This is a genomic window from Candidatus Woesearchaeota archaeon (assembly GCA_016187565.1).
Lineage (GTDB): Archaea > Nanobdellota > Nanobdellia > Woesearchaeales > JACPJR01 > JACPJR01.
In genome coordinates this window covers 152,166-172,091 of the sequence record JACPJR010000010.1, presented here as the reverse complement: position 1 = coordinate 172,091, position 19,926 = coordinate 152,166, and the positions used below count along the sequence as shown (strand labels likewise).

Below are 19,926 nucleotides of genomic sequence, written 5' to 3'. Positions count from 1 at the left end.
AGTTAATTAACATTATTGTTGTTAAATAACATAACGAAAAGAGCTAAAAAATCCCCTAAAGTTATTATTATTAACTAGTTATGATTAGCCAATTAAGAACTGACGATAACAGACAAAAACAGAAACATATAAATCTCACAGATTTCTTACAAGATCTATGCGACTATCCCAAGCAGGCTTGATTCCCGTCATAATAGGCATGCTGTTTCTCCTAACTCTTGTAAGCAGTTTTACTCGTGCAGAAGAATACTCTCTAAACACCGAAGAAGAATTACAACAGATAGGAATAAAAGCACAACCCGGGGATATATTCAGCATAGCTCCAGGCCATTATACGGTATCCATCCGTTTACAACAATATGGAACACCAGAAAAACCAATCACCATAAAAGGTACGGGAGAGGTTGTATTGATGCCAGCAGGAGGAAGTGTTTTTGATGTCAACGCTCCCTTTTGGAATATTGAAGAGATCAGCATTGACGGTCAAGGAAAAGATCGCATTTTAGTAAACATTAACCATGATCATTTTAGCCTTAAAAACAGTAAACTATTTCATACCCTGAGCAGCGCCATTGAGGTTAAGGGAAGCAACATTACTGTAGAACATAATGACCTTTTCATGATCGACAAACTGAATGCCTGGTTTTTCGCCCCAATACTCTATATTCTTCTGACGGTCATCCTTGTCATCGCTCTTTGTTTATCTTTATCTTACCGGAATATTCTGTCTTCGAAAATACTCATTGCTGCTATCATCATGAACCTTCTGTTTTTTGGATGGTTAGTTACCCAAGGTAGCTTGTTTTTCCAAAACAAGGACGCCCATGGGGTACTTGTATGGCCAGGATCTTCAGCTATCGTTATCAACGAAAATAATATTTCCCAGCTTTCAGGTGATGGCATCCAGGTTATCAATGATTTCAAAGGAACTGGACTTCCTGCTGCTGAGGGGATTGCCATCACTAATAATCGCATTGCTGCTGCCCGTGAGAACTGTGTTGATATCAAGACCTCGAGATCAGTTGTTATTGAAGGAAACGCCTGTAGCGGAGTTTTGCCGAGTCAGACATCATGGGGAGAGGGTATTATCATCCATAGCAATGCACAGAATATTACGCTAAAAGATAACATCATCTACCGTAGTAGAAATGGTATTACCGTAACAAAAGGCGCAGTTACGAATGATCCTGAGGAATATCCACGAATGGTTATGATACAGAACAACACCATTACTGAACTTGTTGCTCCTGACCATGGCTTTGGTTCTGGTTCTGGCATTCTTGCTGGCGAAGGTGATGATATCCGTATTGAAAACAACAAGGTGTATGGTGCTTCTGATTTCGCCTTTGGTCTAACCAAGGATGGAACGAGTAAAACCATTGTTCTCCAAGACAATATTTTTACCGGAACTATTGCATTGCATCTTCCTGAAAAGTACGAGGAACGAATTCGAGAAGCAAGCGGCAACATCATCCAAGGAAAAATACGCATTGGAGGGGCGATAAGAGATAATGTCCAAGATGCATCACTCAATTCATTGCACGGGTTTGCATCAAGAAAGGGTATAGAAAAAGATTATAACCCATTGAGCAATGCTGATTGGTATGCAAACAGAAACAGAGAAACATGGGTCATGTGGAGTCAATGGGTGTGGTTGGGAATGATTATTCTAACCATTTTTACTGCCACTCTTCGTAAAAGATGAAGGCTGAACACAAAAAAATGAAGAAAAAAAGAAAGATCTGTTTTTAGGTACGTCTTTACTCGCTTTTCTCTTCGTCACCAAAGTCCTCAGTGTCCTCTTCCCAATCAGAAGATCCTTTTTTAGGCTCTTCCTCTTCATCAGAGGTTTCTGTTTGGCTTTCTTCGTCGCCAAACTCTTCGCTGTCTTGAGGAGTTTCTTCTTCTGAAGACTCTTCTGAAGATTCTTCAGCGTATTCTTCGCCATCGGCAGGAGCACTCTTGGCTGGTGATCCCTTTCCGCCAATAACTTCTGCAAATCCTACTTTACGAAGGACTTTATTCACACGAACGCGAACATGATCGCCTTCTTTCGTGTTCGGTACAAAGAGAACAAATCCATTCTTCTTTGCAATGCCGTCGCCTTTTTCACCGACAGCTTCAATGCTTACTTCCAACTCTTCCCCAACTTTTACTGGGGCAAAACTTCCTCTTGGTCTAAAACCACCACTTGGTCTGAAACCACCTTTATTTCCATACATATCACATTCACCTATCTCTGTTGTTCTGTTTTAGGCTAGACCTAAAACACTCGGTAGGCCAGAAATAATGCTAAGCCTATCCAAGGTAAGAATATCTTCTAAGTATTTAAAGGTTTGTTAAAAATGGACTAAAACGTCTGCTTTATCTCTTTTCGTTACTTCTATCTATTTATTCCAGAGACAGGAGTAACGGTTAAAGGAGTAGCAACAAAAGAGTTACGCGCAAGATCAAGAGGAGGAACATCATAGTCATACCGAACAACATACGTATTTCCACGGAAAACATTTGCAGCAACTTTTAAATCGCTTGCCGGAGGTCCTCCAACGCGAAGGGCAATAGTATTGCTATCGAAAAGATTCCCTGAAAGATAGACACGTGAGGAACTTTTGAGTACCTGAAATGCTTCTGCAGGATCCTTACCTAATGAAGTTGTAATTTCTGCGAAATCGTTTCCTGTAACAGAAGCAGAGTCACTATGGTCAACCGTAAGCCCCTTCCAGAGATTCTCAGTAAAGATATTCCTGTAAAATCTTCCATTCGCTGAATTAATGAACATAACACCAGCTCCACTAGGTACATCGGTAAAATAATCGTTTTCTACATGCAAATTCTCGGTATCAATGGCCATAACACCACAGTGTTCGCCAACACCACGAAAAACTGTTCCAGTAATGCTCATAACAGGTTCCCCTTGAAGTCCAGAAAGAAAAATACCGTTATAGGTTTGATCTTCAAAAAGACAGTCCCGAACAGATAGGTTAACAGGTACCCGTGAGGGACTACCACCTTCGACGCCTAACCCTACAGCATTACCATGCAAATAGCAATTATCAAGAGAGATAGACGATGGTGTTCCTGCCAAAAACAGATGAACCCCACGTTCAATAGTACCGCTCGCTCTTGGATCGCGTGCTAAAGAGGATAAAGGATCACTTACTGAAGAGATCTCGACAGAAGACCAGTCCACAACCCTCGGTTTCATCATCTCAAAGGCATACGGCTTTCCATCTAAACTGCGAACCTTAACATGATCAAAAACAAGGGATGCTCCAGAGCCGGTGTAAATCCCTCGGTGAGGCCCTTCCCCAGTAATTTCAAGGACAACGTCACGTAAGGTGACGCTATCTCCATCAGCAACACCAAAGTTTGAAGCACGTAAAACACTGTTTTCAATAGTTCCTGTCAAGTGAGATCGTCCATAAAGAGTATCGGGGGGAGATTCAAAGCGGGATATTTGAAGAGGAATTTTACTTTGAGGTTCAGGATAAAAGGGCTTACTAGAAATAGTAGGGCTAGACTCAAAACTAGCATGCTTTGCTTCCGGACCCGTAAAATAGTGTCCGGCAAAATCAATCAACACTGCACCTATTATTGCTGGAGCAAGTCGATAGACCGTAGATCCGAAAAGAGGACTCATAATTACGGGTAATATAACTAAACTTTATAAAATTATCCATGAAAAAGTAAAAAAAGAAATTAGAAAAAGAAGAGAAGAGACTTATACATCCCGTAAACCATCGGTTGTAATCTCAAAGATAGCTTCTCCATCAGGAAGATTGGGACTGTCAACAAGCTTGGCTACTCTTGTTCCTTTCTTGCCTTTACGGAGATAGATTCGAAAGGTCGAGTTATGAGCAACGATATGCCCACCAATTGCCTCGGTCGGATCTCCAAAGAATTGATCAGGCTTTGCCATGACCTGGTTCGTAACATAGACACAGAGATTATAGGTACTTGCAAGCCTAGACAGGGCGTGCATATGCCTATTCAGTTTCTGTTGACGCTCTGCCAACGTACCACGACCAATAAACTCTGCACGGAAATGTGCGGTGAGCGAATCAACGATAACTAAACCAACTTGGATCCCTTCTTTCTGGATGAGATCCTCAATCTTCTCCACCAGCAACATCTGATGATCTGAATTGAATGCTCGGGCAACTTTGATACGTTTCAATGCCTCATGAGGATCAAAGCCTGCACCTTTTGCAAACTGACAGATACGTTCTGGTCTGAAGGTATTTTCAGTATCTATATAGATAGCAGAGAGTGGATTTCCATCTTCATCCTTCAATTTCTGCACATTGACTGCTAACTGATGGGCAACCTGGGTTTTTGAGCTTCCGTAGGCACCAAAACATTCGGTGATAGCACCTGTTTCTAAGCCACCATTCATTAACAGGTTAAAGTTTTCACTGCCCACAGAGATTCGCATAATCTTTTCACGCCGCTTTAAGAGCTCATCACCTGACTCGAATCCCATGTCAAGCATGCCTCTGGCAGCTTGGATAACTTTACGGGCAGAAGCCTCTCCCATACCAACCGCATCAACAATCTCTCCCGGAGATGCAACAGCAATAGAGAGTAAGGTACCATAACCAGAAGCTTCAAGCTTCTCAACCGTAGCTGCACCAACGCCAGGCAGATTTGCAATTCCTGGCTCGCGGTCTCGTCTGAGAGAACGTACCTCACGAACATTCATACTTTCTCTTTCCATGCTCTCTCGCTCGTTCTTCATTGTAAGCTCGGATTCCTCAGTTTCATCCATTATTTGGTCTCCAATCTGCTCTTGAATCTGCTCTCCAGATTCTCTGTTTTCTTGTTCTTGCTCCATAAAAACTTGTTTTTGTATTGGTTTTTTCATGCATCTCACCTAGGAAGTTGTTAAGCTTTATATGTTTATATGTCTTTCATAGCCATATCCGTACATCTTGCTAAAAATTGAAAAAAACAGAGGACTTCTTTGGAAAGATTCCTAGAAGTCTTCTGAAAAAGAGGTTGTTGAGGGTGGTATCATAATCCCATTAAAGAACGGGTTCCTCAGGAATAGCTCCTTCAGAAGAGCCTTGTTCCATACCACGGAGTAGCAAATCCTCGTAGACTTTGCTCAAGGCAAGCATAGCCTTTGGCAAATCATTGAGACGCAACGAGTTCGTATGCTGCCACTCTCCGTTCTTATCAAGGTAACTCCTGTCCAGAGTAATGGTTCGGAAAGTTACTGGTTTTCCAGATTTTCCTACACTCTGGTTGCTCCAGACCGTGACTTTAACCGGTCCGGCTCGTATTTTCATTTCTGGCAGATTCTTGCCAGTACTCTTCTGCAGGTCTATTTGTTTTACCTGCATTTGTTTTTGTTGTGTTAGGTGTGTCATGAAAGACACCTCCATTGCTTTTCGCATTTTGTTTCAAACCCCCTTTTTTTGAGGTCCATAAGGGAGAGCTCCTTACCGCAAAGGCATTCACACCTTGGGTTTTTTAGAGTATTTCCTTTATGTCCTCCAGGGGTTGGAGATTACATTGCTGTAGGTATCCGGCATAGCAGGAAACTGTGCCAAGAGATCTACGCAAGGCAATAAGAAGGTAAGAGGAAAGCCTCATTTATATAGCTCACGCAGGGTTGTCCAGTGGGGAGTGCTTTGGTTTGGAAGAAATTGGAAGAAAATCAAAATAACTGCCAAAGCAACCATCCCATAGTTATGAGAATACCTATAAACAGGACTGTTTCAAGAGCTCCACCAGTCTTGAGGAATCCTCTCAACTGGAAATCACTAAAAGGATAGAAAAGACGAACTCCTCGGGGGGTTAATCCATCAAGAAGGAGATGTGAAACAATGCCCAGAGAAAGTGCCATGCTCGGGTAGAGAAACCACGGAAAAAAGAACCACCCAAGGCCAAGAATAGCTGCTGGAAGAAGGAGACTATGCCAGATTCCTCGATGGGAAAACAACCAGCCCACGAGTTTTACTCGTTTGCCAAGCAAGGATCCAGGATGGTCTATATCCGGCAAAAGTGCCCCAAGAGCGACAAGGAACAGAAAAAGAAAGGCACTGACATTTTCGTTACTATCACCATACCTATCGACATACGCGCTTGGAACAAAGACAAGAAACAGCAGTGCAACAACAATACCAAACACAAGATGAGTATATCCACGCATTCGCAACAAAAACCAAACAGCAACTATAAATCTTTGCTTTTACATAATCGATTCTTCTTCAGGATCATCATCAAATTGCTCTTGTTCTGAGTCTGAAGAAGAGGAAGAACTCCCATAGGGCCTTCCATACTCCTGCTTGACTGATTTCGCTTTTGAAGATGGATTAATAAAGGATCCGGTAAGCGTATGAGGAGCTGCTTTTGTATCTCCGGTTAGAGAACGAGGATGAGGAGTTGTCCGGGAGAAACTACTTTCATCATCCAGCTCCCGTTGTAATCGCGTAATTTCTTCTTCTGGATCTGTTTTTGTAACTGCTTGAGCAATGAATTCTAAACGATCAAACATGGTATTCTTAGTGACTCTGCCATTTATTTTAATGGATTCTCCGAGAAGATTTTGCTTGAGTGACTCAAATGCCCCAAGGTTGTCCTTATAGGCAAGAACAGCCGTGCTATCGATTTCAAGCAGCTGGTCAACGACATTACGAAAGAGAACAACGCGGATGGTATCAGTACCATCATCAAGCAAGAGGTTCATAACATAACCGTAGGCAGGAGTTACTTCGCCATGGGCATCACAAGCAAATTGTGCATCTTTTGGCCGTGCACGTTTACTACACTGCGGACAAATCTCATAAAACCGAGGATCAAATGCCTGGACAATAGTGCCAACAATCTCCACATCACTATCTTCCTCACTTAACTCGTGGAGAGGCTTTCGTTTCTTTTCTGGTGGAGCGAGTGTTAACTCTGGAATGGTTTCACCACGAGGATCTTTAATGAGCTTTGTGCGATCATTGACATGGATTTCTTTCTTTCCATTGTTTTCCTTGACATAAGCTCCTTCAATCTTCACCAGATCATTTTGTTTAAAGGTCTTTACCAGTGATGTTTGCTCATTCCAGCAAACAACACGAATAACTCCCGTAGAATCTGCGAGTAAGAAAGCACCAACCTTTCCCCGTCTTTCTCCGGAGACAAATTCCTTGACTTCGTAAACCTGCTGTACCCTACCAATGGTCTCAACATTTCGCATACCCGCAAGAATATTCTTGATCTGCAGTTTTCCTTCCTGCTGCTCAACCACCTTTACCCCAAGCTCATTTGCAATAATATATGCAGCCCCTTCCTTTGAGATCAAGCCAGAAAGTACCTTCATCTTTTCCTTTACTCTCAGTTCTATTTCAGTCGGAGTAAGGTTTGTTTTTTCAGTGATCTTAGAAACAATGTCTTCGTAAGGAATTTTAAACATATGACCTCAGGAAGGTGCAATCGCCGATGGTTTATATATGTTTGGGTTTTCCTCGATAAGAGGGAAAAGAAGCAAAAATCACGAATACTTAAAAAGATTCTGCACTTTCCTCATCAAGAAAGGTGTCAAGAAGATGAGTTAGGGGGATAAGCATGCGAAGACAACAATCTCTCCAGATAATTCCGGAGTACGCTCTTGAGAGCTATACCGAGAAACTCAGAAGAGAATTTCGTGCTTTTCATTTACCAAGACCTATCTATAGCGGAGAGCGAACAGAGCATAATCGTATTGTACTATGCAATCAACCAGCTGGCACGCTTATTGAGCTTCAGGGGCTAGATAGCTACCTTCTCCAGGTGAATCAGGAAACTATTGATGTTTGGCAGGGAAACACCTGCTACCGATGTCCCATCGAAGCATTGGTGTCATGGCAGAGCAGCCGCACGAGACCTATGCCAGCAATAAACGATAAAGGAGAAAGGGTTCACGTCCCTGTTGCTATGGTCAGTATCATCGAAGGAGTTCTTGACAGGGAGTATCAGGGGATATTTCCACGTCATGCACCAACACGAGAACCTTCAGTGGGACAAAACCCCGGACGCATGGCCTATGAGAGCTACAGCTCACTCAGGAAAATTGTGCAGGACAGCTGATGATATGCTCAGAAAGCTGTCTCATTCTAGCGGTCGAAAAGTGGGGGGCTCTACGTAAAAGTAAAGTTTTATTTCTTAAAGCGGGACTAAAAACGAAACGTTTATATATAAGTTAGTATATATTAGTTATTAACTAATAAATATTAATGATTAAAATGTCAGAATCAATACAAGAACAAAGATTAGAACATTCTCCTACTTTGAATACTGTGCTGATGGTAGAGGAAACTCTGAAGAATATGGATGAAAGTGTTATAACTATTGCTGAACTTAAAAGAAGGCTTCCAAAGCAAATTAATCACAATACTCTGAAGGTGATACTTGAGTATTTGGAAGAAAGCAATAAGATAGCAGTGAGTATGAAAGGGATTACCTGGATTCATAACCCTAATCCAAATTTAAGAAGAGCTATTGCAAGAGGGCTTGAATTATGAAAACAGTACGAGTAATCTTATCTCCAGAAGCAGAAGAAGTATATGCTTATCTAAATGAACAAGCACCTACTTCAAAGAATGAGCGTATGATCCTAAATTCTGTGAATAAGAAAGTCGAATTAATCAAAGCAAACCATCATTATGGAGAACCGATAGCAAAGAAGTTGATACCTGATGAATATAAAAAGAAGTATGGTGCGACTAATTTGTTTTGGGTTGAGCTTCCTAGTTTTTGGAGAATGTTATATACACTTACAGATGGAGAAAGAGAGATAGAGATAATTGCTTTTGTTCTTGATGTAATTGATCATGATACTTATAATAAAAAGTTTGGTTATAAAAATAAATGATTTTTTAGTCCCGCCTCTTCTATTTAGGTCTTTTTCTCAATTGAACATAACATCGGAATTCCTGTTATATCCTTTTCCCCTACGCAGTGGGGGGGATGAGGAGGAACGAAGTGACGACGAAGAGTTATGACGCAAGGACATACGATCAGGTGAACAAAGTGAGCAATTAAAAATAGTATCAAAGACACTCTCACCATAGTACAATCAAAATCGGGGCAGCATTTTCTTTTTATTATTGTCGGATAGTAAACTATTTAAAGAAACTGGAGAATCCATATATAAATGACGCTGAATGAACTTTTTCCAGAAATTGGAATATTTGATGAAGGAAGATTACGGGTATCAGGACTTCATGAATTATATTATGAGCAAAGTGGTAATCCAGATGGTAGACCAATAGTGTTTCTTCATGGAGGGCCTGGTAGTGGAACAAATCCTAAATATCGTAGATTTTTTGATCCTGATTTTTATAGAATTATTTTATTTGATCAAAGAGGAGCTGGAAAAAGTACACCTCATGCTAATATTACTGAAAACACAACTCAAGATTTAGTTTCAGATATGGATAAATTGCGAGAGCATCTTGGACTTGATGAATGGATGGTTTTTGGTGGGAGTTGGGGAAGCACTTTAGCATTATCTTATGCAACTTTTCATACCGATAGAGTAAAAGGACTCATTCTTCGTGGTATTTTTCTTTGTAGAGAAAAAGAAATTGCATGGTATTATGAAGAATGTGGAGCGCAGATGGTTTTCCCAGAAGAATGGGAAAGATACAAAGCACGGATTCCTGGAGTTGAGCCTGGGAAGATGGTTGAAGCTTATCATCAATTGTTGACAAGTGACGAGGAAAGTGTAAGATTAACTGCTGCTTTAGCATGGAGCAGGTGGGAAGCTGCAACATCAAAACTAGAAGATGATGGAAGTTTAACAAGTAAATTTGAAGATCCACATCTTGCTTTGTCTTTTGCTCGGATTGAGAATCATTATTTTAGAAATAGAATCTTCTTACCGTCCGATGATTATTTACTTGGAGAAGTTGCAAAGTTACAAGGAGTTCCAACAAGAATTGTTCAAGGAAGATACGATATGGTTTGTCCGATTGGAACCGCATGGGAAGTTAAGAAAGCAATGAAATTACCTGATGAAGAATTCCGAGTTGTAACTGCGGGTCATTCAGCATTAGAACCAGCAATAAGAAGCGAGTTAGTACAAGCGACACAAGACTTCAAAAGATACTTCTAGCTGCCCCGATTCTTTCTCTATAATTTTACAAATGCGTAAGCATCTTCAAGGTGAGAGTGTCTCTTTACAAAAATTAAGTGTGTCCTGAGTAATAATTAATCAGTTCAATATCTATCGATTTTTCCTTTATGCTTCCTGTACTCTTGCAGAGCTTATAGGTTTTATCTAGATTATCAACCGTAAGTTTCATTTATGCAACCTCAGCAATGTCTTGTATCCGACCTTTTATGACATATCCATTGATTATGTTTTTTATAAGCCCTGTCTTTACTTCTTCTATCTCTTCCTTGTTTTGGAATAGATATAATTCTATGTTCTTTTGAAGTTTAAGTTCATAAACGTTTTTATCAAAATCCGAAATATCTCCAAAAACAAAAATGTCAATATCTGAGTCTTTATACCAGTCTCCTTTTACGATGCTTCCGAATAATATGATTACCTTAGCTGTTTTGAGGGATAAGAGTTTTGGAATAAGCCCGCTTTTATGAAGTTGTTCTAAGGCATAAACTCTTTTTAGAGAATAATAAATAGGATTATTACTTCCAACGGTGAAATATGGAAATGTTCCTTTTTCATTTATATGTTTAAGTAATCCATCAGATACATATTTTTTTAACCATTTGTTCGCCACTCGTTTTGTAATTTTTGCTTCCCTAACTACTTCCTCAAAATGCCATTCTTTTAGAGGGCTATTTTCTAAAATTAGTTGTAGTACATTTTTTTCTTTACTTGGGCTTGCCATAATTAGTATACCTGAGATATACTATTTAAATCTTTCGGAAGATCAAAACATTTGAGCTAGATTTGACCACGGAGTTCTTTCTTTCATTGCTCGCTACCTCCCTCGTCTGGGACAATAGGCTCTTCAGGAATAAACGAAGGTGTTGATAGCATAAAGGAATACGTTGCACCCTCATCAGTAATGGTTAGCGCTGAAATTCCTAAACCAAGGGCCTTTCCTAGTTCTACAGGAAGAACATTCGTTGCATCATCCTGGGCAACAATGGCAACTGCATAGACAGAAGTCGTTTCAGGAGGATGACAGGCAGGAAAGAACGATCTTTCAAGATAGACCGGGCTTGTTGTCCCAAGAAGATATGACCGTGGATTCTGTCCTAATTCGTCACACTGATAATAAAGGATATATCCATCAAGGTCATTCTGGAAGGGATAGGTAGGAACGAGATTTCCAAGAACCTCTGTCCATGAAAAATGAAGAGGATCATTTACCGTTTGAATGGTTAATGGCTCTAGCTGGAATGTTGTTAACCCTGGACTTAACGTGTCAGTGGGTTGGGCAGAGGGAAGTTCTCCTTGCGTACGTATAAAACGCTGACCTTCATCCTGATTGTTTATCTCAGCACCATTTTCACCAATAGCAGTAACTGCCACAAAATAATTCTGTTCTTCTAATCCTGTAAGCACATAAAAGAATTCCTGGGTTGTCTCAAGAAAATAAAGCTGATTCGTTTGTACTAATTTATTCCCATCAAAGAGACAGGCTATCTGTCCTAAAGGGCTTGTCCGCTTCAACGTACAGGAATCAAAGCTCATGCTTGAAAACATTCGGTAATCAGTGGCAGATAACTCAAGCGAAGGAATTGTTTTCTCAGAATCCTGAGGATCTTGGATTACATGATTAGCAATAGGTTGATCTTTGAAGTCTGTGGTGGCATAATACACCTTGTAGGAACGTATCTTCTCCCACGGACTTTTCTTGAATTTAACAACTAAAGAGCCCTCACTTCCGGGGAATGGAAATACCGTAACATCTTCTACTGGAGGAGGGGGCTGTGCGACAAAGGTTAGGGCAAAGCGATACTGAACTGGATACAGAGCAAATGATTTCGGATAATCCTCCTGAGTCATAAATCCCTGTTTTGAGCGAACGCAAAAGGCTCTACTATTTTCATTTTGTTCTGCTCCTTTTGTTTTTTCATCCTCGGTTTTTTCACGACAAAGAGTTCCATCCCAGAGACAATCATAAGTACATGGATCTCGGACACAATAGTCAACCGTGGCATAATCTTGACAGATCTGTGGGGTTTTCTGTGGACAACGACCACAATTGGTAAAATCGCCTTCAGCATCAAAGAAGGGAACAGTATAAGGATCCTTGAGACAGGCTTTTTCTTCTTCTGTTCTTGGCTCGCAGTAGCCCAAGGACCAGGAAAATTCTTGCTGGGAAAGACTCGGTAAACTCAGGGTGATACACTCATCAAGATCAGCGGCATTGGCACAATTTTGTATTAAATTCCGTGCATGACTGGCAAGTGTTTGATAGGTCCCTACGAGATCATAATGGGTAGCAATTCGAAAAGATGGTTTGACCGTGTAGCTACCCCCACCGCCCTTTGGATTTTGTTCTGGTTCTTTTTGGATTACCGCTTGTAAGGAGTCATAGGGATTCATTGCCTCCTTGTTGACATAAATACCAAAATGAAGATGAGGTATGGTTTTTCCTGGCAAGCCACACAGATGGATACCATCGACTACCGGACAGGATAATCTACAGGCATCATTGCTCGTACAATCATTATAGCAACCAATATTATCCCCGGTCTCACCCAACACCTGGCCCGTGGCAACAATATCACCGGCCTGCCAATTTTGTGCATAGGTTCCCATATGCGCATAATAATACTCTATATTCGGATCATCAACATCACGGATGAGCATACGATTTCCTCCATAAGGATTGCACCATGCCTTAACAACCGTTCCTGGACGGACAGCAAGAATAGGTTCAGCTGGATTTTCTGGCATGACATCGGTTCCTTCATGCGTTCTTTTCCCTCCACTACGCGAATTTCCCCAGTCATTAGAGAAGCTTACCGTATCAGGATTGGCATAGGGAAAAATATCAAGGCTTCCTGCATAACTTGGACTTCCAGTCAAAAACAGCAGATCATTTCCTGCAACGCCAACAATTTCGTTATCAAGATAATTAAAGGTTCCATCAGATAAGGAGAAATCTGCTTCAGGATAAAGACCGAGATATTGACTAAGCAATGGCCCGAAGAGCTCGATAAATACTACTGGAAGGTCTTCTGCTGGGTAGCACTCTTCGGTTTTATTATTCCACAGCGCATAGCCTTGATACGTACCACAAGGACTTTCTTTGTTAGAACCTCCTTTCTGGGCTAAGGTATGTATGGTGTCATAGGCACTTAGTTTTGCAGCCTGATCAAGATAGAACAACGCACGTTCTCCTTTCTGATAGGTCTGAAATACCTCAGCTTGTTTTTCTCCAATAAACCGGTCTTCAAACCGGCCATACGATTTTGCAAACCATAACAGCGCGGTAATCATAACAACGGCAAAGAGAATAACCAAGATGGGATGATACAGAGGAATACTCGCTTTCTTAGCCTTATTCAGGGAATATTCTCCCAGAGTATGCTGGTTATGGATTCTCATGGTTTTTCTCAGTGTTATTTGTCTTCATCGGTCGATGCGGCTGCACGACTGGCAAGAATGCTGACATAGATGGTTTTGGTTTCACTTCCTGGAAGATATGCTCCCCCTGCTTGTTGACAGAGACTACCCCTCATCAAACAATGCTCACCCTTATATTGAGTAGATGGAAGACGAAGGAGGATTGACTGAATTTCGCCACGAACAGGTGGCCCTTCAGATATCCAAACAGCATACGCCATGATACGCTCGTTTTTGAATTGGGGATCAATGTAATGGTAAGTCCATTGGTTCAACACCTCAGTAGATTGACTGGTCAGCAAGGCTTCGTATTTCTCAGGATTATGGTACCACAAAACAATAAGATCTGCCATGGTCATGGCCTCACCATCCACAGTTACTGGAGTACGGAGATAATTCAGCAGGGTAAGATCCCAATGGAGTTCTAAGCCTGAGCCAAGAACATTGCTGGTATTAATATATGATTTTTTCTGTTCTGCAATGGTATCAGTCTGTAGTGCTATAATAAAAAAGAAAATAATGACCAACAGAGCAAAAGCCGTATAAGAAAAAAAAGCAGTAGTAACCGTTCCTAGTCCTTTTCTTGCTTTTCTGGGTGTTGTTTCTCGAATTTCTCTGTTCAGATAATACTGGTTCTTAATCATTGGGAATGACCACACTGATTTCAAGGATTTTTTGTTCAAGAGTTCCGTCTTTTGTTCTGGCCAGCACATACAATTGTTGCTTTTTTTCTCGTGCTCCACCAGGACCAACATAGGCTGAATTGCCAAAGGCTTTTGCCAGCGTACTCCAATACTCGTACTTAGCTTGATTGTAATAAACGATTGTTTCCTCAGTACCAGAAACACTCTTGAGACGAAATTGTGCTGCGACGTGGTTATTCTCCTTGCCAAAACTGAATGCTCTATCCAGAGAATGCGCAACATTTTCTGCATTGAATCTCTGGATATCAATGATCCCCGGATACACTCTTCCGGTGCCAGGATCACGGTAAGAAAGTCCATGAGGGGAGTACAGAAAACTGTTGATAAACGTTGCTGCTTCTGGCTCGAACACATCAATACCGGTTACGAGAAATTCTCGGATAAGAATGATGGCCACGATAAACACAATAACAAGAAATAGTATTTTCGGAATCCACATCACCGTAGTAATCGGGCCTATACCTTGACGGTTTTTCAGGGCTCTCTGTTGTTTAGCCCATCGTAACCATCCAGGAAGAGATACGCTCATGATGCCACCCCGTAATAGGTGTTGATGGCCTCATGCAATGCCTGTGCAAGCTCACGGTGTTTGTCCAGCATGACATTCTCCTCTCGAGGAATCTGGATATTTCCTAATTCAAATTGAACCGCAACATGCTGTTTTCCAAAACCTTGGTTCTTCGTAAGGAGAGAATCATCACGTTCAAGGATAGCAACTTGCGTAATGTCTGGATATTTTTCAAGCAGGGTGTTTATTGCAATACAGGCGAATTTTTGACTGTAAGGGGAGTCTGGAGGAATAAACGCAATAACTGGGTTTTCCTCAGGAAGTGTACTTCCCGTGTGGATACTTAGAACAAAGTCAGTATCTTGGCCAATCGGCAACAGTCGATCAACAACAGCATCAGGTTGTTCTTCCCTGGTGAGCTTGGCTGACAACCTTGTCGCAAAATATGATGCCACACTGTAGGCTACCTCTGCTTCGGCGAACAGAGCATCTTGAGCATTGACATAGCCCCTATCTCTTGATCCCTCAATGAGATCACCATGACTTGGATCGACGACAAATGAACGCGTAGCCACATCTGCCTGTGTTTGAAGCTCTGCAAATACTGAACAATCCTGTCTGAGTAAGTTTTTCTCAGGAAGTGTGCCAACGGTTATCTCATCACCAATCTTACTGAACTGAAGCATGGTGATAGGTGTCTTGATATCCGTCGTGAGAAAAGAAATATTATTTGCAAGGAAAAGATCAGCATAGTGAGGATAGGCTGTAAGGCTAGGCTGATTTTTCTCAGTCATGGCAACCGTGTAGGTATAATACAAATAGTTGAATTGAGACATATTCAAAAAAGTATCTGGAAGCGTATAACTATAATCAATGTTTCCTGGAGCTGCATAGATCGCATCGATTAAGAGTGCTTGATCTCGGGTAACATAGAGCTTCTCAACCAAGGTACCTTCAGCACTGGATTTGGCATAGGCAAGAAGAACGAGAAATGTACTGACCAGAAGAATAAGATCAATAATCACTTCTGCAACAACCATACCTCTCTTTGCATGGTACAATGTATGGTACAAACAGGATATCCCTCTTTTTTTTGCCACCATCCAACGACTATAATGATTTTTGTATTTATACCTTGTGCTTTTCTGAGCTTCATCCAGAAAAAGGGCTAGCAGCCTCAAGTCAAAATTCAATTCCATACATGATCACGGGCGTTATGAGGGGTGGCTCCCTACGGGAACATAGCCCTTTTACATCACCGGTCAAGAATTTTGAAGCTACTAGCCTGAGCGGTAGCGAATTTTTGGATGGAGCTGCTTTTCTGAAAGAGTAATCAAACACACGCCACGCTGATGGCGTGCATCATATACGTTGACCTAACACTGGTTCCTATACGTTATTGGCAATCGTCCTAAAACTGCTTTCCCGTTGCTGCTCGATAATCGCTGAGCGCTTTAAGGCAAGTCGCTGTGGTAAAAATCCTGTTTTGGTCACTTGCGTCTTCTCGCCAGCACGAAGGGTAAGTCCACGGTTCGGCGTTCATCGGTGATGGGAAACGCAGGATGGGTTGCGTGTTCCAGCTCCAGTCATCAGTTCGCTGCATAGCGAGGAGTCTCTCGACCCGAGCATCTATGATGGGCCTGGATGCTTCGTCTTCTGCCAGTGCCTGGATCGAGAGTGCGAGATAGAATGGAAGAGAGGGGACGTTGGCGTCGTCAGCCAGCCATCGCTGAGCAGCACCCACTTCTTTCTCGAAACCAAACGGGCGAAGGGCTTCGGCCGCGTGCTTCGTCGTGTAGACATCGCTCGTCCACCAGTAAGCCCGCCAAGACCCGTCAGGAAGCTGAGAGTTGAGCAGATAGCATACTGCGCGTATATTGGTAGGTAATGCTAGAAGTGCAGAAGCGGTCACGTCAGTCGTTCCTGCGCACCATCCTGCGACCGACATCTCCAGAGGGATGCGCGTGTACTGCCTGATGGCCTCTTCGCGATACGTCGCAAAACTGCCGTCCGTATGCTGATGAGCGGCAAGGAAACTGCGCGCATTCACCAGTTCGTCTTCAAAGCCGAAATAAGAAAGAAAACGGACTGCGAAGGCAGTCGAGTCGGCATCCGGAACAATCTTGTGATTATAACTAAAGCCCCCACCCTCGCGCTGGCGTTTCAGGACGCTCTGCGCAGTTCTCAACAATTCGTCTCGAGGGGTGCCGGCGCGAAGCATATTCAGCCCGACAAATGAACTGACCCAATCTGCACTCTCTCCATGATGCCGAGTTAGGAAATTATACCACATTCCATTTTCAGGGTGACGGCTATCGAGCACGAAGGCCGTGGCACGGGCAATAGCATCATCGATGTTTGTCATCATTAAAGAGAAATAACCAGTAGACTTTAAAGGTTTGGTGACGTGCGACGTTTCAAGAGAACCCACCAGTCAAAGACTGGATGGAATACTCACATTCAACGTAAGATAATGCCCGAAGAAGTAATAGACTCTACTCGTTGAATGTTCTCGTAATGACTACCCGCAATATTTCGTTTGTCATAATCAGTGACAAGGTTAGGAAAGTGTCGATGTTCTTCATAGACGGTCTGGACAGCCCGTTCTAGATCGTCAGAGGTCACACCCCGAGCTCCACCCTTAATCTCTCGCTCTATTGCTAATAACGCCGCTCGATATACCGTATCTCTGATAAGTTTCCCACTCATGAGATCAGAAAAATCAACAAGGTCATATGCTCTTTCCCAATACACGATTCTGGCTATGGGACGGGAATGAGAAAACAACGAATCCGTAACCCTTTTTGCCATATCCTTTAGAGAGGATCCATCAAAGTCTGCCACTCGAGAATCCAAGGCTACTTGTTTTAAGTAAATGGAAAAAATAGACTCTGTTCCTTCCTGACTCGGACGAGGAACATAGATCTTATGTTCCCATCGTCGAATAAGCGCACTATCAAGCAGTTTCTCTCGATTTGTTGCGGCCATACACACCACATTCTCGAGTTCATTCATGCCATCTAATTCTACTAATAATTGATTAGTAGCAGTGTCATAAACTCGTGAATTCTCTCCCTGTCCTCGCTCTCTTCCGATCGAGTCAATTTCATCAACGTAGAGGACCAATGGACCACCGTCTCCTGCCACCTCTCGAGCAAGACCAAAGAATGTCCTCAACTTTCTTTCTGTACCTCCCACGAGTGGATAACGACGAAAAACATCAGGATACAAATAAGGTAACTCCACTACCTCTTGCACTTCGCTAACAACGTGATCAAGACCACCGACTGCATCCCAGGTTACATTCGGGAATTCCACTAAAGGAAGCGATGCACGACTAATTACATCGAGAATATGTCTTTCTTCATCATCAAAGATGACCTCATCTCCTACCCGCAATCCTTTACCACCAAAAATGACCGCTTCGTGGCCATCCCTACCAACCATTACTCTTCCCTGATCTAAGAGTCGAGTAACTTGGGCAACAGGACCCGTTAACACATGGCTTTTTACTCCTTGAATGTACGTTCTTTGGGCGTTTGTATAGACCTCTCTGCCTGGAGTAAGCTGACGTCTTATATCCGGATCATACTTGGCTGTATATTTGTTGCCCTGTACGTCCTCAATCTCTACCGTGGATTTAGAAACCGATACTACTCTTGCGGTATCAGCACCATGATTCTGCAAAGCTCGAATTTCGTTCCAGAGGCAGTCTATCTCACTGTCATGATCCTTTTCCAAAAAGCGAATATGCTCTTCTAGTCGCTGTATTGTTTCCTTCTGCGACGGCTCTCCTACCTCTTCTGCAGTTGCTGCTAAAGGCACATCCACTAATTTCCCTACTTCCTCATTGGACATAAGGAAGAGGAATCCCAGTAGTTTTTATATAATTTACTTAAAGACGCTTAAGAAATGTCGATTGACCTAATCTAAAGGAGCTTTTTCCTTGCAACGTGACGTAGATATGTCCCAGATACATCCGGTAAGTGGAGCAATATAGCAGGTATCATGGGTACAATCTAAACCCTCGCTGTCAGTATAATCCTGACAACGAGAAACTTCTTTACAATGGCATGGTCGAGCCTCTACGTTGTAAGTCGAAGTCTCCTTATTCAGGCAACAATAGCCCTTTTCAATAAGATTGGCGTTACAGGTACACGGCGTACTAATCGGTTCATTTGCTGGACAGGACGGCCAAATACACGCTAAAGCACAGGCATCATTTGGCTGATAAACACAGTTAGCTTTCCGGGTGCTACATGCTCTGCCATCAATAATCGTCGTTGCTTCAACACTTACCTCGGTTCCCGGCTTTAGTTGCTTACACTGCTCAGCTGAATAGTCAGAACAAAGAGGAGGAACAAGTTGGCGTAACTGTTCATAGCGCTGCTGTGGATCAAACTCTTGGTCTTGATCTACTAAAAATGGCTTTTCTGCAATAAAAACATACGTCTTATCAGCCTTAACATACTTCTCAAGGTACATGGCGCTTGTCTTCCACGTCTCACAATCCCCGTACACTAAATAACCATAACGTATACCTTGTGGTTCTGTTTCCGGCGGATACATGGTAACAATGGTATGAGAATCAGACCGTGTACGTCGTTGTTTTTCAGCTTCGAATTCACCAACTGCTACGGCCATATCAACAGATCGTGGCCTCATGAAAGTAATATCTCCCGCAAAGAGAGTACATTGGGGTTTATCCCAACTCTGAAAGACACACAGACATGCAGATCCTTTACAGAGAGATGGTTTTTGAATAACATCCAGATGAACATTTCCACAATTAGCAATAGCACCTGTTCCAAATTCACTTTTTGGCTCCCATGTTGTATCGAACCCAATGACAAAATAAGGGTCATCAAGAGTAAAGAGAAACTGCTCAACTGCTGCAAAATCCTTTTTATCTTCAAGTAAGTCTTGGACCTCTGCAGTTAAGGTGGTAAAGCTGGTAACGCTTTCATCAGGCCGCTTGATAACGCTTGCATAGAGATCCTGAGCAAAACCAAAAAGAACCAAAATAAAGATAGCTGAGAGAACAAGACTAACCACCATCCAGGTCGGAAACTCTACTGAAGCTTTTCGAGTATACTGCCAGCGTAACTGGCGATTTTCTCTGGGACGCATGGTGTTTTTCTCTCCTAACTCTTATAGTTTGCTCAATTTCTCCTTATTTCATCCGT

Annotated in this window: 19 protein-coding genes; 5 read left to right on the top strand and 14 right to left on the bottom strand. The window is 42.2% G+C overall.

The annotated features are described in order from the left end of the window. Window positions 1–157 precede the first annotated feature (157 nt). Window positions 158–1,705, top strand: coding sequence for a right-handed parallel beta-helix repeat-containing protein (locus HYW21_03470; protein ID MBI2548385.1), 1,548 nt, complete (start codon window positions 158–160; stop codon window positions 1,703–1,705). A gap of 55 nt (window positions 1,706–1,760) precedes the next feature. Here the strand turns inward: HYW21_03470 and HYW21_03465 are convergent, their stop codons facing one another. From HYW21_03465 to HYW21_03440, 6 genes are all read right to left on the bottom strand, one after another. Next, window positions 1,761–2,222: a TRAM domain-containing protein gene (locus HYW21_03465; GenBank protein MBI2548384.1), complete on the bottom strand. Its 462-nt coding sequence runs from the start codon at window positions 2,220–2,222 to the stop codon at window positions 1,761–1,763. A gap of 161 nt (window positions 2,223–2,383) precedes the next feature. Further along, window positions 2,384–3,640: a right-handed parallel beta-helix repeat-containing protein gene (locus HYW21_03460; GenBank protein MBI2548383.1), complete on the bottom strand. Its 1,257-nt coding sequence runs from the start codon at window positions 3,638–3,640 to the stop codon at window positions 2,384–2,386. 81 nt (window positions 3,641–3,721) lie between these two features. Further along, the gene (gene radA / locus HYW21_03455; protein ID MBI2548382.1) at window positions 3,722–4,738 is read right to left on the bottom strand and encodes a DNA repair and recombination protein RadA; all 1,017 of its coding nucleotides are present in this window, start codon (window positions 4,736–4,738) and stop codon (window positions 3,722–3,724) included. A gap of 286 nt (window positions 4,739–5,024) precedes the next feature. Then, complete coding sequence (locus tag HYW21_03450) at window positions 5,025–5,372, bottom strand: hypothetical protein (protein MBI2548381.1); 348 nt, start codon at window positions 5,370–5,372, stop codon at window positions 5,025–5,027. Between the two features lie 290 nt (window positions 5,373–5,662). Continuing rightward, window positions 5,663–6,157, bottom strand: coding sequence for a metal-dependent hydrolase (locus tag HYW21_03445; protein MBI2548380.1), 495 nt, complete (start codon window positions 6,155–6,157; stop codon window positions 5,663–5,665). Between the two features lie 39 nt (window positions 6,158–6,196). Then, on the bottom strand, window positions 6,197–7,408 hold the full coding sequence (locus HYW21_03440; GenBank protein MBI2548379.1) for a DUF2240 family protein: 1,212 nt from the start codon (window positions 7,406–7,408) through the stop codon (window positions 6,197–6,199). A 152-nt stretch (window positions 7,409–7,560) separates the two neighbouring features. On the opposite strand from HYW21_03440, the gene HYW21_03435 reads away from it, so the two are divergent. The 4 genes from HYW21_03435 (at window position 7,561) to pip (ending at window position 10,090) form a co-directional block, all read left to right on the top strand. Then, window positions 7,561–8,061 carry a hypothetical protein gene (locus tag HYW21_03435; GenBank protein ID MBI2548378.1) on the top strand — a complete coding sequence of 167 codons (501 nt, stop codon included), beginning with the start codon at window positions 7,561–7,563 and terminating at the stop codon, window positions 8,059–8,061. 155 nt (window positions 8,062–8,216) lie between these two features. Beyond that, window positions 8,217–8,495 carry a hypothetical protein gene (locus HYW21_03430; GenBank protein MBI2548377.1) on the top strand — a complete coding sequence of 93 codons (279 nt, stop codon included), beginning with the start codon at window positions 8,217–8,219 and terminating at the stop codon, window positions 8,493–8,495. Then, a complete protein-coding gene (locus tag HYW21_03425; protein MBI2548376.1) occupies window positions 8,492–8,845 on the top strand; it encodes a hypothetical protein in 354 nt (117 codons plus the stop codon). The genes HYW21_03430 and HYW21_03425 overlap by 4 nt, the downstream gene beginning before the upstream one ends. 282 nt (window positions 8,846–9,127) lie before the next feature. Then, window positions 9,128–10,090: a prolyl aminopeptidase gene (gene pip, locus HYW21_03420; protein MBI2548375.1), complete on the top strand. Its 963-nt coding sequence runs from the start codon at window positions 9,128–9,130 to the stop codon at window positions 10,088–10,090. 190 nt (window positions 10,091–10,280) lie between these two features. Here the strand turns inward: pip and HYW21_03415 are convergent, their stop codons facing one another. From HYW21_03415 to HYW21_03380, 8 genes are all read right to left on the bottom strand, one after another. Then, complete coding sequence (locus HYW21_03415; GenBank protein ID MBI2548374.1) at window positions 10,281–10,832, bottom strand: nucleotidyltransferase domain-containing protein; 552 nt, start codon at window positions 10,830–10,832, stop codon at window positions 10,281–10,283. A gap of 83 nt (window positions 10,833–10,915) precedes the next feature. After that, window positions 10,916–13,510, bottom strand: coding sequence for a M23 family metallopeptidase (locus HYW21_03410; protein ID MBI2548373.1), 2,595 nt, complete (start codon window positions 13,508–13,510; stop codon window positions 10,916–10,918). A gap of 14 nt (window positions 13,511–13,524) precedes the next feature. Then, complete coding sequence (locus HYW21_03405; GenBank protein MBI2548372.1) at window positions 13,525–14,172, bottom strand: hypothetical protein; 648 nt, start codon at window positions 14,170–14,172, stop codon at window positions 13,525–13,527. Next, a complete protein-coding gene (locus tag HYW21_03400; protein ID MBI2548371.1) occupies window positions 14,165–14,761 on the bottom strand; it encodes a hypothetical protein in 597 nt (198 codons plus the stop codon). Before HYW21_03400 ends, HYW21_03405 begins: the two co-directional genes overlap by 8 nt. After that, window positions 14,758–15,843: a hypothetical protein gene (locus HYW21_03395; protein ID MBI2548370.1), complete on the bottom strand. Its 1,086-nt coding sequence runs from the start codon at window positions 15,841–15,843 to the stop codon at window positions 14,758–14,760. Before HYW21_03395 ends, HYW21_03400 begins: the two co-directional genes overlap by 4 nt. A 308-nt stretch (window positions 15,844–16,151) precedes the next feature. Further along, entirely contained in the window at window positions 16,152–17,105 is a 954-nt protein-coding gene (locus HYW21_03390; GenBank protein MBI2548369.1) for a terpene cyclase/mutase family protein, read from the bottom strand. Between the two features lie 95 nt (window positions 17,106–17,200). Beyond that, window positions 17,201–18,598, bottom strand: coding sequence for an AAA family ATPase (locus HYW21_03385; protein ID MBI2548368.1), 1,398 nt, complete (start codon window positions 18,596–18,598; stop codon window positions 17,201–17,203). A gap of 66 nt (window positions 18,599–18,664) precedes the next feature. Beyond that, complete coding sequence (locus HYW21_03380) at window positions 18,665–19,870, bottom strand: hypothetical protein (protein ID MBI2548367.1); 1,206 nt, start codon at window positions 19,868–19,870, stop codon at window positions 18,665–18,667. Window positions 19,871–19,926 lie beyond the last annotated feature (56 nt).

Bases quoted from the DNA above. Each gene is read 5' to 3' on its own strand.
- HYW21_03450 (MBI2548381.1), bottom strand. From the start codon at position 5,372: ATGACACACCTAACACAACAAAAACAAATGCAGGTAAAACAAATAGAC.
- HYW21_03425 (MBI2548376.1), top strand. From the start codon at position 8,492: ATGAAAACAGTACGAGTAATCTTATCTCCAGAAGCAGAAGAAGTATAT.
- HYW21_03430 (MBI2548377.1), top strand. From the start codon at position 8,217: ATGTCAGAATCAATACAAGAACAAAGATTAGAACATTCTCCTACTTTG.
- HYW21_03440 (MBI2548379.1), bottom strand. From the start codon at position 7,408: ATGTTTAAAATTCCTTACGAAGACATTGTTTCTAAGATCACTGAAAAA.
- HYW21_03445 (MBI2548380.1), bottom strand. From the start codon at position 6,157: ATGCGTGGATATACTCATCTTGTGTTTGGTATTGTTGTTGCACTGCTG.
- HYW21_03410 (MBI2548373.1), bottom strand. From the start codon at position 13,510: ATGAGAATCCATAACCAGCATACTCTGGGAGAATATTCCCTGAATAAG.
- HYW21_03385 (MBI2548368.1), bottom strand. From the start codon at position 18,598: ATGTCCAATGAGGAAGTAGGGAAATTAGTGGATGTGCCTTTAGCAGCA.
- HYW21_03465 (MBI2548384.1), bottom strand. From the start codon at position 2,222: ATGTATGGAAATAAAGGTGGTTTCAGACCAAGTGGTGGTTTTAGACCA.
- HYW21_03380 (MBI2548367.1), bottom strand. From the start codon at position 19,870: ATGCGTCCCAGAGAAAATCGCCAGTTACGCTGGCAGTATACTCGAAAA.
- pip (MBI2548375.1), top strand. From the start codon at position 9,128: ATGACGCTGAATGAACTTTTTCCAGAAATTGGAATATTTGATGAAGGA.
- HYW21_03390 (MBI2548369.1), bottom strand. From the start codon at position 17,105: ATGACAAACATCGATGATGCTATTGCCCGTGCCACGGCCTTCGTGCTC.
- HYW21_03460 (MBI2548383.1), bottom strand. From the start codon at position 3,640: ATGAGTCCTCTTTTCGGATCTACGGTCTATCGACTTGCTCCAGCAATA.
- HYW21_03470 (MBI2548385.1), top strand. From the start codon at position 158: ATGCGACTATCCCAAGCAGGCTTGATTCCCGTCATAATAGGCATGCTG.
- HYW21_03415 (MBI2548374.1), bottom strand. From the start codon at position 10,832: ATGGCAAGCCCAAGTAAAGAAAAAAATGTACTACAACTAATTTTAGAA.
- radA (MBI2548382.1), bottom strand. From the start codon at position 4,738: ATGAAGAACGAGCGAGAGAGCATGGAAAGAGAAAGTATGAATGTTCGT.
- HYW21_03400 (MBI2548371.1), bottom strand. From the start codon at position 14,761: ATGAGCGTATCTCTTCCTGGATGGTTACGATGGGCTAAACAACAGAGA.
- HYW21_03405 (MBI2548372.1), bottom strand. From the start codon at position 14,172: ATGATTAAGAACCAGTATTATCTGAACAGAGAAATTCGAGAAACAACA.
- HYW21_03395 (MBI2548370.1), bottom strand. From the start codon at position 15,843: ATGGTGGCAAAAAAAAGAGGGATATCCTGTTTGTACCATACATTGTAC.
- HYW21_03435 (MBI2548378.1), top strand. From the start codon at position 7,561: ATGCGAAGACAACAATCTCTCCAGATAATTCCGGAGTACGCTCTTGAG.